The sequence below is a fragment of the Streptomyces olivoverticillatus genome, from assembly GCF_014203555.1.
Taxonomy (GTDB): Bacteria; Actinomycetota; Actinomycetes; order Streptomycetales; family Streptomycetaceae; genus Streptomyces; species Streptomyces olivoverticillatus.
This window is the reverse complement of the sequence record NZ_JACHJH010000002.1, coordinates 1-15,534: the sequence shown is the minus strand read 5'-3', so window position 1 is coordinate 15,534 and position 15,534 is coordinate 1. Positions and strand designations below refer to the sequence as shown.

Annotated in this window: 12 protein-coding genes; 4 read left to right on the top strand and 8 right to left on the bottom strand. The window is 70.5% G+C overall.

Going from position 1 to position 15,534, the window contains the following annotated elements; translation table 11 throughout:
• Positions 1–132 precede the first annotated feature (132 nt).
• Complete coding sequence (locus tag FHS39_RS05510; RefSeq protein WP_045932743.1) at positions 133–570, top strand: Rv3235 family protein; 438 nt, start codon at positions 133–135, stop codon at positions 568–570.
• Positions 571–629: 59 nt separating this feature from the next.
• Here FHS39_RS05510 and secA read toward each other — a convergent pair whose 3' ends face one another.
• Positions 630–3,452 carry a preprotein translocase subunit SecA gene (gene secA, locus FHS39_RS05505; RefSeq protein ID WP_184346814.1) on the bottom strand — a complete coding sequence of 941 codons (2,823 nt, stop codon included), beginning with the start codon at positions 3,450–3,452 and terminating at the stop codon, positions 630–632.
• A 226-nt stretch (positions 3,453–3,678) separates the two neighbouring features.
• Here secA and FHS39_RS05500 point away from each other — a divergent pair, with 226 nt between their 5' ends.
• Together FHS39_RS05500 and FHS39_RS05495 are read left to right on the top strand one after the other, a co-directional pair.
• Complete coding sequence (locus FHS39_RS05500) at positions 3,679–4,269, top strand: GNAT family N-acetyltransferase (protein ID WP_184346804.1); 591 nt, start codon at positions 3,679–3,681, stop codon at positions 4,267–4,269.
• Between the two features lie 54 nt (positions 4,270–4,323).
• The gene (locus FHS39_RS05495; protein WP_184346802.1) at positions 4,324–5,535 is read left to right on the top strand and encodes a winged helix-turn-helix domain-containing protein; all 1,212 of its coding nucleotides are present in this window, start codon (positions 4,324–4,326) and stop codon (positions 5,533–5,535) included.
• 37 nt (positions 5,536–5,572) lie between these two features.
• Here FHS39_RS05495 and FHS39_RS05490 read toward each other — a convergent pair whose 3' ends face one another.
• The 7 genes from FHS39_RS05490 to mtnA form a co-directional block, all read right to left on the bottom strand.
• Positions 5,573–6,316 carry a response regulator gene (locus tag FHS39_RS05490; protein ID WP_045932739.1) on the bottom strand — a complete coding sequence of 248 codons (744 nt, stop codon included), beginning with the start codon at positions 6,314–6,316 and terminating at the stop codon, positions 5,573–5,575.
• A 207-nt stretch (positions 6,317–6,523) separates the two neighbouring features.
• The gene (gene hpf / locus FHS39_RS05485; protein ID WP_045932738.1) at positions 6,524–7,210 is read right to left on the bottom strand and encodes a ribosome hibernation-promoting factor, HPF/YfiA family; all 687 of its coding nucleotides are present in this window, start codon (positions 7,208–7,210) and stop codon (positions 6,524–6,526) included.
• A 299-nt stretch (positions 7,211–7,509) separates the two neighbouring features.
• Positions 7,510–7,944, bottom strand: a complete 435-nt coding sequence (locus tag FHS39_RS25980; RefSeq protein ID WP_425507739.1) for a ComF family protein — start codon at positions 7,942–7,944, stop codon at positions 7,510–7,512.
• 483 nt (positions 7,945–8,427) lie between these two features.
• Positions 8,428–10,284 (bottom strand): LpqB family beta-propeller domain-containing protein, encoded by a 1,857-nt coding sequence (locus tag FHS39_RS05475; RefSeq protein WP_343069378.1) that lies wholly within the window; start codon positions 10,282–10,284, stop codon positions 8,428–8,430.
• Entirely contained in the window at positions 10,268–12,262 is a 1,995-nt protein-coding gene (gene mtrB, locus FHS39_RS05470; protein WP_184346798.1) for an MtrAB system histidine kinase MtrB, read from the bottom strand. The genes FHS39_RS05475 and mtrB overlap by 17 nt, the downstream gene beginning before the upstream one ends.
• Before the next feature lies 1 nt (position 12,263).
• On the bottom strand, positions 12,264–12,941 hold the full coding sequence (mtrA, locus tag FHS39_RS05465; RefSeq protein WP_010356958.1) for a two-component system response regulator MtrA: 678 nt from the start codon (positions 12,939–12,941) through the stop codon (positions 12,264–12,266).
• Positions 12,938–14,107: an S-methyl-5-thioribose-1-phosphate isomerase gene (mtnA, locus tag FHS39_RS05460; protein WP_045932736.1), complete on the bottom strand. Its 1,170-nt coding sequence runs from the start codon at positions 14,105–14,107 to the stop codon at positions 12,938–12,940. Before mtnA ends, mtrA begins: the two co-directional genes overlap by 4 nt.
• 182 nt (positions 14,108–14,289) lie before the next feature.
• Between mtnA and FHS39_RS05455 the strand changes: the two genes are divergently transcribed.
• A complete protein-coding gene (locus FHS39_RS05455) occupies positions 14,290–15,339 on the top strand; it encodes a DUF7847 domain-containing protein (RefSeq protein ID WP_246469970.1) in 1,050 nt (349 codons plus the stop codon).
• The last annotated feature ends 195 nt before the right edge of the window (positions 15,340–15,534 follow it).

Below are 15,534 nucleotides of genomic sequence, written 5' to 3'. Positions count from 1 at the left end.
GGTGAATCCGCCCTGCGCCCCGGTCGGCCCGCCGACGTCCTTGCCGCCCCCGGAACGCCGCCGGTAGAAGATCCCCGATCGAAGCTACCGCCCGGTACCGGCACCGGGCCCGGCATCACGGGGGACACGGCCATGCACACGAAGACGCGCCCGGCACCACGCGGCGGGACGGCACCGCCACGCCGTACGGACTCCCGGCGCCCGGCGCCGGACCAGACGGCCCGCCGCCTGGCACGCGAGCGGCTGCCGCGCTACTGGTTCGCCGAACGCCTGCTGCTGACCCTCAGCGGCCAGCGCCCGGTGCACTGGATGCTCGGGCACACCGTCGGCAGCGCCTACGACCGGCTGGCCGAGCTCGCCCCCGAGGCACCCCTGCGCCCGGCACCTCCCGGGCGCGCCGCACCGGTCGTACGCGACTGCGGCGAGTTCCGGCCCCGGCCGGGTGTGATCGAGGCGTACGCGCGGATCGCCTCCGGCGACCGGCTGCAGGCGCTCGCCTTCCGCCTGGAGCGCTGTCCGGACCTGCGCTGGCGGTGCTCGGCCGTCGAGCTGGGCGGGGCCCGCGCATGAGCCCGCGGACACGCGAAAGGGGCGGGACACCGGGTGTCCCGCCCCCAGGCCCTGGGGCCTTACTTCTTGCGTCGGCGTCCGCCGCCGTTCTTCTGCGCCTTGCGGCGCTCGGCGCGGGTCATGCCGTCCGCCTCGGAGCGGAACTCGCCGGTGTCGTCGTTGACGAAGTCGCCCTCGATGGTGTCGCCCTCGCCGTCGACCTTGGGGGCGGAGAAGTGCAGCCGGTCCGGGCGCTGCGGGGCCGCGAGGCCCTTGGCGCGGATCTCCGGGCGGGCGGCGGGCACGGTGTCCTGGACCTTCTCCAGGGACGGACGCTCCGCGCTCTCCTCGACGGGGACCTCTTCGAGCTGCTGGTCGACCTGGACCTCAAGGTTGAAGAGGTAGCCGACCGACTCCTCCTTGATGCCCTCCATCATGGCCGTGAACATGTCGAAGCCCTCGCGCTGGTACTCCACCAGGGGGTCCTTCTGGGCCATCGCGCGCAGGCCGATGCCCTCCTGGAGGTAGTCCATCTCGTAGAGGTGCTCACGCCACTTGCGGTCCAGGACCGACAGCACGACGCGGCGCTCCAGCTCGCGCATGATGTCGGAGCCCAGCTGCTCCTCGCGGGCCGCGTACTGCTCGTGGATGTCGTCCTTGATGGACTCGGCGATGAACTCCGCGGTGATGCCCGCGCGGTCGCCCGCCGCCTCCTCCAGCTCCTCGATGGTCACCTTCACGGGGTAGAGCTGCTTGAAGGCGCCCCACAGCCGCTCCAGGTCCCACTCCTCGGCGAAGCCCTCGACGGTCTCCTGGCCGATGTAGTCGTCGATGGTGTCGTCCATGAAGTGCTTGATCTGGTCCTGCAGATCCTCGCCCTCCAGGACGCGGCGGCGCTCGCCGTAGATGACCTCGCGCTGGCGGTTGAGCACCTCGTCGTACTTGAGGACGTTCTTGCGGGTCTCGAAGTTCTGCTGCTCGACCTGCGACTGGGCGGAGGCGATGGCGCGGGTGACCATCTTGTTCTCGATCGGCACGTCGTCGGGGACGTTGGCCATGGCCATCACGCGCTCGACCATCTGGGCCTTGAACAGACGCATCAGGTCGTCGCCCAGCGAGAGGTAGAAGCGGGACTCGCCCGGGTCGCCCTGACGGCCGGAACGGCCGCGCAGCTGGTTGTCGATGCGGCGCGACTCGTGCCGCTCGGTGCCCAGGACGTACAGCCCGCCGAGGTCCTTGACCTCTTCGAACTCCGCCTTGACCGCGGCCTCGGCCTTCTCCAGGGCGGCGGGCAGCGCGGCCGCCCACTCCTCGACGTGCTCCACCGGGTCCAGGCCGCGCTGGCGCAGCTCCGCCTCGGCGAGGTCGTCGGGGTTGCCGCCGAGCTTGATGTCCGTACCACGGCCGGCCATGTTGGTGGCGACCGTGACGGCGCCCTTGCGGCCGGCCTGCGCGACGATGGAGGCCTCGCGCTCGTGGTGCTTGGCGTTGAGCACCTCGTGCTGGATGCCGCGCTTGGCCAGCTGCTGCGAGAGGTACTCGGACTTCTCGACGGAGGTCGTGCCGACCAGGATCGGCTGGCCCTGCTCGTGCTTCTCGGCGATGTCCTCGACGACGGCGGCGAACTTGGCCACCTCGGTGCGGTAGATCAGGTCCGACTGGTCCTTGCGGATCATCGGCCGGTTGGTCGGGATCGGCACCACGCCGAGCTTGTAGATCTGGTGGAACTCGGCGGCCTCGGTCATCGCCGTACCGGTCATGCCGGACAGCTTGGAGTAGAGGCGGAAGAAGTTCTGCAGGGTGATCGTGGCGAGGGTCTGGTTCTCGTCCTTGATGTCCACCCCTTCCTTCGCCTCGATCGCCTGGTGCATGCCCTCGTTGTAGCGGCGGCCGGCGAGGATACGGCCGGTGTGCTCGTCGACGATCATGACTTCGCCGTCCATGACGACGTAGTCCTTGTCCTTCTTGAACAGTTCCTTCGCCTTGATGGCGTTGTTCAGATAACCGACGAGCGGGGTGTTGACCGACTCGTAGAGGTTGTCGATGCCCAGCCAGTCCTCGACCTTGGTGACGCCCGCCTCGTGGATGGCGACCGTGCGCTTCTTCTCGTCGACCTCGTAGTCGCCGGTCTCCTCGATGCCCTTCTGCGGGTTCGCGGGCTCGCCCTTGGTCAGACGGGTGACCAGCTTGGCGAAGTCGCCGTACCACTTGGTGGCCTGGTCGGCCGGGCCAGAGATGATCAGCGGCGTACGGGCCTCGTCGACCAGGATGGAGTCGACCTCGTCGACCACGGCGAAGTTGTGGCCGCGCTGCACCAGCTCGTCCTGCGACCACGCCATGTTGTCGCGCAGGTAGTCGAAGCCGAACTCGTTGTTCGTGCCGTACGTGATGTCGCAGCCGTACTGCTCGCGGCGCTGCGCCGGGGTCATGTTGGCCAGGATGCAGCCGACCGACAGCCCCAGGAACTTGTGCACCCGGCCCATCAACTCGGAGTCGCGCTCGGCGAGGTAGTCGTTCACCGTGATCAGGTGGACGCCCTTGCCGGACAGCGCGTTCAGATACGCCGGGAGGGTGCCGACGAGGGTCTTGCCCTCACCGGTCTTCATCTCCGCGACGTAGCCCAGGTGCAGCGCGGCGCCACCCATGAGCTGGACGTCGTAGTGACGCTGGCCGAGGACGCGCTTGGCGCCCTCGCGGACGGTCGCGAAGGCCTCGGGCAGCAGGTCGTCCAGGCTCTCGCCGTCCGCGTAGCGCTGCTTGTACTCCTCGGTCAGGGCGCGCAGCTCGGCGTCGGAGAGGTGCAGAAAGTCCTCTTCGATGGAATTGACCTGGTCCGCGATGCGGTGCAGCTTGCGCAGGATCTTGCCTTCTCCTGCACGCATGATCTTGCCGAAGACGGACACGTAGGCTGGCTCCTTGCCGGTCGGGCCTGGGCACGGTGGGGTGCGCGGGCACGACGGGACAGTCCCCGCCGCAACGGCCATCGTAAGCGAGGACCCCACCGCGCCGGGAGGTCCGTCATCCCTGAGGCCGGGTGTCACCCACAGCAAGAACGAATGGCACTCGCCGAAGGTGCCGGGCGACGGAAATCCGGACACCGTTGACGAAGCGGCTCCCTACACTCCGCACATGGAGCCGATATCCCTGACCACGGAGCGTTTGCTGCTCCGTCCCTTCGTCCCGTCCGACGTGACGGCGCTGCAGGCCGCCTGCCAGGATCCGGATATTTCGCGTTATACGAACGTCCCGTCCCCTTACACGCTCGAACACGCCCGGACCTTCATCGAGGAGCGGTGCGTCGACGGGTGGCGCGACGATTCGGTGTACGCCTTCGGCCTCTTCAGCCGTGAGGACGGCCGGCTCGTCGGCTCGATGGCTCTGGTACGGCTCCAGCTGCCCGGCCCCGAACGCCAGGCCGAGCTCGGCTACTGGACGGCCAAGGAGGCGCGCGGCCGCGGCTACACCGTGGAGGCGGCGCGCGAGGTGATCCGCTGGGCCTTCGAGGATCTCGGCATCGAGCGGATGGAGTGGTACGCCGAAGCCGGCAACGAAGGCTCCCGCGCGGTCGCCCTGAAGGTGGGTTTCCGGATGGAGGGCACCATGCGCGCGAAGATCCCCTACGCCGGGACGCGCCGCGACGCCTGGGTTGGCGCCCTGCTGCCCTCGGACCTCGGGCTGCCGACGCCGGCCCCCTACCTGCCGTACCCCGAGCGCGGCTGATCCCCGCGCGGCCGCCGAAGGGCATTGTCAGTGGCCGCCTCTAGGGTGCTCGGTATGACAACTGCCGCACCGGTGAAGGTCCGTACGACGAGCCGTAACGGCCCCGCGCCCCAGGCCGAGGTCCGGCTCTCCGCCGATGAGGCGCGGCGGCTGGCGCTGCGCGCCCAGGGCCTGCTGGGCGCCCCGGACCGGCGGTCGGGGGCGCGCGGGGTGCTGCGGCGGCTGGGCGCGGTCCAGCTCGACACGATCTCGGTGCTGGCGCGCTCGCACGAACTGGTGCCCTACGCACGGCTGGGGGCCGTGCCGCGAAGCGCGGTGGAGGAGGCGTACTGGAGCGGTGACCACGCCTTCGAGTACTGGTCGCACGCCGCCTGCATCCTGCCGGTCGAGGAGTGGCCGCACTTCGCCTTCCGGCGCCGGGCACGGCAGGCCCGCGGCCACCGCTGGCACGTGCTGGAGGACGTCGAGCGCTCCTGCGCGGCCGTCCGCGACCGGCTGCGGGCCGAGGGCCCGCTGACGGCAACGGAGTTGGGCGGCGCCAAGAACGGCGGCGAGTGGTACGACTGGTCCGAGACGAAGATCGCGGTCGAGTGGATGCTCGACACGGGCGAGGTGGTGTGCACCCGGCGGCGCGGCTGGAAGCGGGTCTACGACCTGGCCGAGCGCGCAGTGCCGGACGCCCTCTTCCATGACGACCTCGACGACGCCGAGTGCATACGGCGCTTGGTCGCCCAGGCCGGTGCGGCGATGGGGGTGGCGACGCGCGCGGACCTGGCGGACTACCACCGGCTCAAGGGCGAACAGGTGGACACGGTCCTGGAGGGCACCGGGCTGGTGCCGGTGGAGGTCGAGGGCTGGTCCAAGCCCGCGTGGGCGGCCCCCGAGGCGCTGGCCGCCGAGCCGCGCGGACGGCACCGCACAACCCTGCTCTCGCCGTTCGACTCGCTGATCTGGGACCGCCCGCGGACCGAGCGGATCTTCGGCTTCACCCACCGGCTGGAGGCGTACGTGCCCAAGGCCAAGCGCATACATGGGTACTTCGTGATGCCGCTGCTGTCGGGGGGACGGCTCGTCGGCCGGGTCGATCCGGCGCGGGAGGGGAAGACGCTGGTGGCCCGGCAGGTGTCGCTGGAAGGGCCGAAAGCGGTGGCACCCATGGCGCGGGCGCTGTGGGAGGCGGCGGAGTGGGTGGGCTGCGACGCCGTGCGCGTGGAGCGCTGCGACGACGCGAAGCTGGCGGCGGCTCTCGTCGACGCCTTGGGCTGAGCGGATCCCCGGGCCGGACGGGCGGCCGGGGCCGGGGTCAGCGGATCTCCAGGATCTTCTCCCTCATCGCATAGACCACGGCCTCCATCCGGGAGTGCAGCTGCAGCTTCTCCAGGATGTTGCGGACGTGGTTCTTGACCGTGTTCTCGCTGATGAACAATTCCTTGGCGATGTCACGGTTGTTCATCCCGGTGGCCACGAGCTTGAGGACTTCCAGCTCACGGTCGGTCAGCCGGGGCGCGGGCACCAGCCGGCGCTCGTCGGTGCGCTGGATCATCGACTTGAACTCGGTGAGCAGCTTGGACGCCATGGACGGGCTGATCTGGGACTGGCCGTCCGCAACCGCCCGGATCGCCGTCGCCACCTCGTCGGTGGAGATCTCCTTGAGGAGATAGCCGGTGGCCCCGGCCTTGATGGCGTCGTAGAGATCGGCTTCCTCGTCGCTGATGGTCAGCATGATGATTTTCGCGCTGGGAGCCACCTCCTTGATGGAGGTGCAGGCCTCGATGCCGCCGCGCTTGGGCATCCGCACGTCCATCAGCACGATGTCGGGCAGCAGATCGGCAGCCTTGTCCACGGCTTCCGCGCCGTCCCCGGCCTCGCCCACGACCTGGATGTCCTCCTCGTGGGCCAGCACGATCTCCAGGCCGCGGCGGAAGAGCGCGTGGTCGTCCACGACCAGGACCCTGATGGGCTCCTCGCGGGTGGCACCCCGGTCCGTGCGGGTGCCCTCGTCGTCTTCCTCGCCGGGCACGAGTACGGGCCCGAACCTGTCCGCCATTGTTCCTCCCCCTGAAGGCCATGGCCCCTCGCGGTTGCACACTGCTGCGCCACCCCAACCGGTTCCGGCCCACCGGCGATTGGCCGCACGGCCATGATTCCATGCCCTGGCCACCGGTCGGTGCTCGATGGCCGCACGGTGGTGCCCCGGGAGCACCGCGTGCTCCCGGGGCACGTCACGGGTGGCTGCGCGGCTCGCCCTGGGGGCTCAGCCGCCGAGCGCCCCGCCTGCACCACCGGGCTCCGCCTCGAAGAGCGGGTCGGCGTTGAGGTGGATGACGCCGTAGTCGTACGCGTGCCGCCGGTAGACGACACTGGGCAGCTTGGTATCGGAGTCGACGAACAGGTAGAAGTCGTGACCGACCAACTCCATCTCGTAGAGGGCCTGGTCGAGTGTCATGGGGGCTGCGGTGTGGGTCTTCTCGCGGACCACCAGGGGGCCTTCGCCCCGGACTTCCAGCGGCCCGATGTGCGTGACCGGCACCCCGCCGGACGACTGCTCGGTGGTGAGCTGACCGCTGTCGTTGAGCTCTGCGGCACCCACGGTCACCGCGACGCCGCTCGCCGGAATGCGTCCGTTGCCCCGGCGGGTGTGGCGCTTGTCGTGCTGCTTGCGCAGCCGCGCCTCCAGCTTGGCCGCGGCCAAGTCGAGCGCGGCATAGGGATCCGTCGCTGCGGCCTCCGCCCGGATCACCGGTCCACGGGAACGCACGGTGATCTCCACACGGTCGGAGCGGTCGGACTGCCTGGGGTTGGGCTCCTTGGACACCTCCACGTCGAGGCTGATCACCTTGCCGTCGAGCTTCTGGACCTTGTCCAGCTTCAGCTTCTCGGCCACGTGCTTGCGAAACCGCTCGGGCACCTCTGTCTTGCGGCCCTTGACGACGATGTCCACGCAGAACTCCGTTCCCGGATCGCCCCGCCGAAGGTGCGGAGCGCATCCCTCTTGCATCAAGCCCCGGGGGTACCCGGAGCCACCGACTAGGCGGTTTTCACCTCCTCCTCCCCCGTCGACAAGATCTACATCCCACCGACCGCGCGCTTCTTGAACCTTCCTCAAGCTGCTACAAGCTTCTTCGAAGGCACGCGAAACGCGCCATTCGGAGATATGAGGCATAGCTTGCGCCATTCCTCACAACCGAACATATCTCGCTCGGAAGGCTGTCGGTACCCCCTACCGCAACGTACCTCCATTCAGGTGTTTTCCTGCCGTTTGCCTATGGAACGCTGCGCCTTCCCGGTCGGTTCCGACCGCTTTTCGAAAGTCCGCCAGGGGGCGGCGACCACGGCCGCACCCACCACCGGCCCGCCTGCCCCGGACACCGCACGCGCCGCCTCCGCGAGCGTCGCCCCCGTCGTCATCAAGTCGTCCACCAGCACCACCGGCTCGCCCTGCCGCCACAGCCGCTCCGCACCCCGTGCCACCCCCATCGCACCTGCCACATTGAGCCTCCGCTGCCGGGCGTCCAGGCCGGACTGGTCGGCCACCGCCCGCCGCAACCGCAGCACCGCGGCCACCCGGACCGGGAACCCGGCACCTCGCAGCACCCCGGCGGCGGCCCACGCCACCCGCCGCCCCGCGTCGTGTCCCCGCCCGGCCACCGCGTACCGCGCGGAAGGCACCGGCACGAGCAGCAATGGGCCCCTCCGGTCCCGCACGCCCGGGCCCGTGTGTACACGCCCCGCCCTCAGCACCGCGCCCGCCAGCGCGCCGCCCAGGGGCTTCGCCAGAGCCAGCGCTCCCCGCTCCTTGTGCGCAATCAGCAGCGACCGGACACTCTCCGCATAGGGCGCCGCCGCATGCACGGGTGGCAGCCCCACCGGCTCCGGGTCCGGCCGCACCCGCCGCGGCCCACGCCCGTACAGCTCCCCGCGGCACCTTTCGCACAGCACGGACCGCGGCAGACCGCACCCCGCGCAATCGGCCGGGAGTACCAGACCGGCAATCTCCTGCCACCACCCGCGCATGGATCCACTGTCCCCCGGCCGGCCCGGCCCCGCCACCCCTGTGGATAACCTCCGGCCACACCCACGACCTGCAGCGACGCCACACCCACGCAACGCCACGGCGGCAAGAAACACCACCATGACCCCATGGGCGGCCAGGCCGCGTCAGCCCGGATAGACCGGCGCCGAACCGTCCCTCGTGACCAGCTTCCAGTTCGCGTCCGGCAGCAGCCGCACGAGCCCGCCGTCGCCCTCGGCGACCAGCGCCTGCGCCTTGACCGGGTTCTCCGACGCCGCGACGGCGCGCACCCCGGTGATCCCGGGCAGCGCCGAGCTGTTCGAGAGCGATCCATCGGTGTCGATGTACTGCAGCTGCTGCAGACCGCCCTGCTCGCTGCCGGCCACCAGCAACCGGCTGCCGCCTGCCCACGACACCGCGTCGACGTCCTCGAGCCGGGGCGCCACGGACCGCAGCTCCTGGACCGACAGGTCAGGCCGCGCCGCACTGCCGCCGCGCTCGACCCGGCCCAGCCGGAGGGCCGTCCGGTCGCCCTTGGTCACCAGCAGCGCAATGCGCACGCCGTCCGCCGCGACCCGCAGCCCCGTGATCCGTCCGCCGTCGAGTCCGGGCACCCGGACCTCCTCCGGCGTGCCCGTACCGCTCGGCAGCCGCAGCAGCCGCGGATGCTCCGGATCCTGGTCGGCGACCCACAGGTCACCGAGCCCGTCCCAGCTCGGGGCCGTCAGCCCCGCCTTCGCCGTCTCGTGGACGCTCAGCCGAGCATCCCCCAGCGCACCGCCCTGCTGCAGGGCCGCCACATAGAGCGACTGACCGTTGGCGGAGACACCCGCCGCCCGGCGCTCGGAGCGGTCCACGGCCGCCGACCGCAGCTGGACGCCGCCGTCGCCGAGCGGCCCCGGCACCTGACGCGGCTTGTCGTCGGCGTCCGCCAGACTCGCCAGCCGGTGCTGCCCGTCCACGAAGTACTGGCGGTCCGGCTGCCCGGCCGTGTGATCAGGGGCGTACCACTTCGCCTGTTCCTTGCCCAGGACGCACAGCCGCGAGCCGTCCTTGCGCTGCAGCGTCACGTCGGTGACCTTGGCGGACTCCTGCACGGTGTAGAGCGTCTGCGCGGCCATCCGCAGGCACTGCTCCTGGTTGACGCCCGCGGCCCGGTCGTTGAGTCGCACCTTCAGGGCGTTGGAGTCGTCCAGCGTGAGCCGCTGGTCCTCCACGCGCGTGCCGGTCGGAAACGCCGTGGCCGCCACCGGTCCCAGCCAGGTGGTGGGCCCGTCCAGCAGCGCCTTCACCGTCGACGTCACCGGGTCTATCCGCTTGCGCAGGTAGACGGGGTCGGCGACGAGCACCGCGCGCATACGGTCCTGGCTCGCGCCGCCGGAAGCCGTCCCGGGCCCCAGCTCGGCGAAGTAGTACTTATTGACCGACCGATAGATGCGCTGGAAGTCCGAGACACCCAGCACCAGTCCGCCGGGCAGCGCGTCAATGCGCCACTCGCCGCCCTCACGCGCGAGGTGGAGCTCCGCCTTGTACTGACGCTCGTCCGGGGTGTACGCGTGCTTGGCATCCACCGTCGCCACCTGCCTGCCGGTCAGCGTGACCGTGTAGGCCTGGTCGCGGTCGCCGCCGCTGCGCTCCGCCTCCACCCGCACCTGCGGCATCTGCGAAAGCACCGTCGTCGACTGCGACGGGTCCCACTGCCGCTTCACGTTCTTCGCCAGGTACATCCGGGCGGTGTCGTAGTCCGGGTCGTCGCTGGTCGTCGCCTCCAGGAAGCCCGCCACGAGCTCCTGCGGCTGCTCGTTCTTGCTCGGCGGCACCCCGTAGACGCGCACCTGCGCGTCCGCGTCGGCGCGCTGCGAGGAGTTGACCGAGGTCACGTCCCCGCTGTCCGGCATCGACGCACAGCCCGCCAGCAGCGCGCCGCTGACCGCGGCCGCCGCAAAGCCCAGCGTCCGGCGCAGCCGACGACCGCGCCCGTCGGCTCTACCCCTGACGGTCACGGTCGCCTCCGGTCCTGCCCGCGCTCCCCGCGCCCTTGTCGCCCAGCACACCGCCGGGGCGCGCCACCACGCGCGCACCCGTGCCCGGCAGCGCCGTCGGATCGGCAGAGGGGCGCACGTTTCTCGCCTGCGCCGGTACAGCAGCTGCGCGCCCCGGCAGTGCCAGCGGCACCCCGGACTCGTTCAGCCCGCGGTTACGCCGCGAGTCCTCCGGCTCCAGCGGGATCGGCGAGCCGCGCAGCGTGTCGCCGGCCGTACGCGGCAGCGTCAGCCGGAACTGCGAACCGCCGCCCGGCTCGCCCCATGCCTGCAGCCAGCCGCCGTGCAACCGGGCGTCCTCGACCGCGATCGACAGCCCGAGCCCCGTACCGCCGGTCGTACGCGCACGGGCCGGATCGGCCCGCCAGAAGCGGTTGAACACCCGCGTCGCCTCGCCGGGCTTGAGCCCCACGCCGTAGTCGCGCACGGCCACCGCGACCGCCCCGCCCGCCACCGCGAGCCGCACGATCACATCCCGTCCCTCGCCGTGCTCCACGGCGTTGACGACCAGGTTGCGCAGCACGCGCTCCACACGCCGGGCGTCCGCCTCCGCGATCACCGGCTGCTCGGCGCCCCGCACCAGCAGCCTGCTGCCCTTGCGGTCGGCCAGCGGCAGCGCGCCGTCCACCACCCGGTTGACGACGTCGCGCAGGTCTATCGGCTCCGCCTCCAGCGCCGCCGCCCCCGCATCGAACCGGCTGATCTCCAGCAGGTCGGCGAGCAGCGACTCGAACCGATCCAGCTGCCCGAACAGCAGCTCGGCCGAGCGCGCGGTCACCGGATCAAAGTCGTCGCGCGCCTCGTGGATCACCTCGGCGGCCATCCGCACCGTCGTCAGCGGCGTCCGCAGCTCGTGCGAGACGTCCGAGACGAACCGGCGCTGCATCCGCGACAGCTCCTCCAGCTGCTGGATCTTCACCTGGAGGGTCTGCGCCATCTTGTTGAAGGCTTCACCCAGACGGGCGATGTCGTCCTCGCCGGTGACCTTCATGCGCTCTTGGAGCACGCCCGCCGCAAGCCGCTCGGAAATCCCCGCGGCCATCCGTACGGGCGTCACGATCTGCCGGACCACCAGCCACGCGATGGCCCCCAGCAGCACCACGACGAACACCCCGGCGGTCGTCAGCGTGCCCTTGACCAGGCTGAGCGACTTCTCCTCCTGTGTGAAGGGGAAGAGGTAGTAGAGCTGATACGGCTTTCCGTTGACGTCGTAGAGCCGCTTGCCGACCACCAGCGCCGGCTCGCCCTCGTCGGACCCGCTGCGCTTGACCGTGCCGGGCTTCTCGTACGTGCCCGTCTTGCTGTCCAGCTGCCTGCGCAGGTCGGTGGGGATGCTGTGCTCGGGGTCGATGTCCCCCGAAGCCCTCGGCCCGCGCGTGCCGGCCGTATAGGCGCCGCCCGCGTACGAACTGTCGCTGTCCCCCGCGCTGAGCGCCACCACGTTGTACACGCCCTGCCCGCCACTGGCGAGCTGCTGCACCAGGGCCGTCAGCCAAGCACCCGAATCCTGGCTGCCCCGGCCACCGGACTGCGAGGGGTCCTGCCCCCGGCCGTCGGCACCGGCGTCGGCGGCCTCCCTGGCCGCCTTGAAACCGCCCTCGGCCTGGCTCTGCGAGGCGTGCCGCTTGGCGTCCAGCAGGCCGTTGCGCACCTGCCCGATGACCACCACGCCCAGCAGCAGCACCACACCGAGCGACATCAGCAGCGTGGTGGCGACCACCCGCAGCTGGATGTTGCGCCGCCACAGCCGCATCGCGGGCAGCAGCGGCCGGCGCACCCAGCGCACGTACAGCCGCAGCAGCGGATGGACCGGAGCCGCGCCCGCGCCGTCGGAGAGCAGCCTTCCGGCGCGCCACAGCCGCCGGAAGAGAGATATCCCGCCCGCCGACTCGACGGGCCGCCCCGCGCCCCGCTCGGGGGCGGCACCGCCGCCCGTCATGTCAGCTGGGCCCCGCCTTGTAGCCCACGCCGCGCACGGTCACCACGATCTCGGGGCGCTCGGGGTCCTTCTCGACCTTCGAGCGGAGACGCTGCACGTGCACGTTCACCAGGCGGGTGTCCGCCGCATGGCGGTAGCCCCACACCTGCTCCAGGAGCACCTCACGGGTGAACACCTGCCACGGCTTGCGGGCCAGGGCGACGAGCAGGTCGAACTCCAGCGGCGTCAACGCGATCGACTGCCCGTCCCGCTTGACCGAGTGCCCGGCGACGTCGATGACGAGGTCACCGATGGTCAGCTGCTCCGGCGCGGGCTCCTCGGACCTCCGCAGCCGCGCCCGGATGCGGGCCACTAGCTCCTTCGGCTTGAACGGCTTGACGATGTAGTCGTCCGCGCCCGACTCCAGGCCGACCACGACATCGACCGTGTCGCTCTTGGCGGTCAGCATCACGATCGGCACACCCGACTCGGCCCGGATCAGTCTGCAGACCTCGATGCCGTCCCGGCCGGGAAGCATCAGATCGAGCAATACAAGATCGGGTTTGGCCTCCCGGAAAGCAGCAAGTGCCTTGTCGCCATCCGCTACGAACGACGGCTCGAAACCCTCACCACGAAGCACAATTCCGAGCATCTCGGCCAGTGCTGTGTCGTCGTCGACGACAAGGACGCGTCCCTTCATATCGACATCATCCCATTACCCGATCGTGACCCGTCGCACAGCTCCGCCAAACCCGCCTCCGTCACGGGTGAAAGAACACCGTTTTCCGTGACAATCGCGGTCACCAACTCCGGCGGTGTGACATCAAACGCAGGGTTGTATGTCTGTGTCCCCAGCGGCGCGACAGCCACTCCCGTACCCGCCTCGCTGCCCCCTTCCGGCACACCGGGCACGGCGAACTCGGTCACCTCGTGTCCCGGCCGCTGTTCCACCTCAATAGCCGAACCGTCGGGCGTACCAAGATCAATCGTTGTGGTCGGGGCGACGACGAGGAACGGAACGTGGTGATAGCGGGCCAGAACCGCCAGCGGATAGCTGCCCACCTTGTTCGCCACGGATCCGTCCGCGGCTATCCGGTCCGCGCCGACCAGCACCGCATCCACTTCTCCCGCGGAAAACAGCGAGCCCGCGGCATTGTCCGTGAGCAGCGTGTACGCCATTCCGGCACGGGCCGCCTCGTACGCGGTCAGCCGGGCGCCCTGCAGCAGCGGGCGCGTCTCGTCCACCCACAGCCGCCGCAGCTCGCCGGCCCGGTGTGCCGCTCCCGCCACGGCGAACGCCGTGCCCGTGCCCCCGGAGACCAGGGCTCCGGTGTTGCAGTGGGTCAGCATCCGGTATCCGCCGCCGGGCAGCAGCTCCTTCAGCAGATCGAGGCCGTGCGCGGCCATTCGGGCGCTGGCTTGGGCGTCCTGGCGGTGCAGCGCCCGCGCCTCTTCCAGCGCGGCGGCAGCCGCGCCCGTGAGGTCCGCACCGCCCTTCAGGGCGTTGCGGTACGCACTCAGGGCGCGCCGGACGCCGTATGCCAGGTTGACGGCTGTGGGACGGGCACAGGCGAGCTTCTCGGCCGCTTCCTCCACGTCGAAGCCCCGGACGGCCGCCAGCGCCAGCCCGTACGCCCCTGCCAGCCCCAGCAGGGGCGCGCCGCGCACTGCAAGCGTGTGTATGGCGTCCACCAGGGCCGGTACGTCCGTGCAGACCAGCTCGACCTCCTCGGACGGCAGTCGGCGCTGGTCCAGGAGGACGAGCACGGGGCCTTCCGGAAGTTCCTCCCAGCGCAGGGCGGGGACGAGCGAGGAGTCGGTGTGGGCCACGGATGCCGCGTTCTGAGCCGCGTACTGATCAGCCATTGGTCCAGTCTGCCCCGCACACAGCAACTATTGAAGGTCGCCCTTGGCCCTCTCCCCCGTACGAGCCCGGCGGCGGGCGCCCGTACGCCCCCGGGGCCCCGAACGGCGCCGTGACACGATGCTGGCTGGCAATGGCTCGCCGACGCCTGGCGGGGGCGGGCCCCGAGAAGGAGCGCACACGAATGAACGACTCTCCGGGCTGGAACCGGGCACGCGCGGACAGCTCCGGCGGGCAAGGCGGCTGGAACAACCCGCAAGGCGGCTGGGGCGGTCCTCAGTGGATCCCTCCGCAGCCGCTCGCACCCCAGCCGGGTGTGATCCCGCTGCGTCCGCTCAGACTGGGCGAGATCCTGGACGGGGCGATCAACACCACGCGCAAGTACTGGCGGCCGGCGCTCGGTGTTTCGCTGGCGGTAGCGGCTGTCACACAGACCGCGGCCACGCTGGTCACGGGGCTGTGGTTCCGGGACGCGACGGGCCTGGAGAGCCTCAAGGACCCCGCAACGCCGCGGGAGGTCCTGCATGCCTTCAAGGACAGCATGAGCAGCCTGGCGCTCGCGGGCGTCGTCGGATTCGTCGGCTCGATCATCGCGGCCGGGGTTCTCACGATCGTGGTGAGCCGCGCGGTGCTGGGTCGCGAAGTCACCACACGTGAGGCGTGGCGCGACACCCGGCCTCGGCTGGGGCAGATGGCCGGGCTCTTCTGCCTGCTTCCGCTGCTCCTGGGCGCGATCCTGGCGGCGGGCATGGCACCGGGGCTGGCGCTCTTCGCGGCCGGCTCGGAGGAGGCGGGGGCGCCCGTGCTGGCCCTCGGGGGCATGGCGGGGATCGTGGCGGCCGCGTGGTTGTGGATCCGCTACAGCCTGGCAGCGCCGGCTCTCATGCTCGAGAAGCAGGGCGTGTTCGCTTCTCTCCGCCGTTCCGCAAAGCTGGTACGCGGTACGTGGTGGCGCATCTTTGGGATACAGATTCTGGCCGCACTGCTCGTATCGATGGTGTCCGCAGCCATTCAGACTCCGCTCAGCCTCTTTGGGCCTGTCGTGACCGGCACGAACACCGCGGCAAGCTCTATGAGCTGGCATTCTTTGATCATCGCGGGTATCGGCGACACCATCGCCTCCACCATTACGCTGCCGTTTACGGCGGGAGTGACTGCGCTGCTCTACATGGACCAGCGAATCCGTCGCGAATCTCTTGATCTTGAACTCGCCCGTGCGGCAGGGAACGAATAGAGAAGTTCCGCGTATTCGTTTCGGGGAATTGCAGGTCGGGGGATTGCGGGATATCGCAATCCCCCGGCGGCGGCCAGGCACCTGGGTCGGGGCCGGGATATTGGTCCGGAAATGCAAGAAGGCCCCGGCAGTATCCCTGCCAGGGCCTTCTCATCACAATTAGTTCGGCGGCGTCCTACTCTCCCACACGGTCCC

Excerpts from the sequence above, each read along its gene's own strand:
- mtrB (WP_184346798.1), bottom strand. The coding sequence starts at position 12,262 with ATGACGGGCGGCGGTGCCGCCCCCGAGCGGGGCGCGGGGCGGCCCGTC.
- FHS39_RS05490 (WP_045932739.1), bottom strand. The coding sequence starts at position 6,316 with ATGGCGGACAGGTTCGGGCCCGTACTCGTGCCCGGCGAGGAAGACGAC.
- mtrA (WP_010356958.1), bottom strand. The coding sequence starts at position 12,941 with ATGAAGGGACGCGTCCTTGTCGTCGACGACGACACAGCACTGGCCGAG.
- FHS39_RS05510 (WP_045932743.1), top strand. The coding sequence starts at position 133 with ATGCACACGAAGACGCGCCCGGCACCACGCGGCGGGACGGCACCGCCA.
- FHS39_RS05455 (WP_246469970.1), top strand. The coding sequence starts at position 14,290 with ATGAACGACTCTCCGGGCTGGAACCGGGCACGCGCGGACAGCTCCGGC.
- mtnA (WP_045932736.1), bottom strand. The coding sequence starts at position 14,107 with ATGGCTGATCAGTACGCGGCTCAGAACGCGGCATCCGTGGCCCACACC.
- FHS39_RS05500 (WP_184346804.1), top strand. The coding sequence starts at position 3,679 with ATGGAGCCGATATCCCTGACCACGGAGCGTTTGCTGCTCCGTCCCTTC.
- FHS39_RS05495 (WP_184346802.1), top strand. The coding sequence starts at position 4,324 with ATGACAACTGCCGCACCGGTGAAGGTCCGTACGACGAGCCGTAACGGC.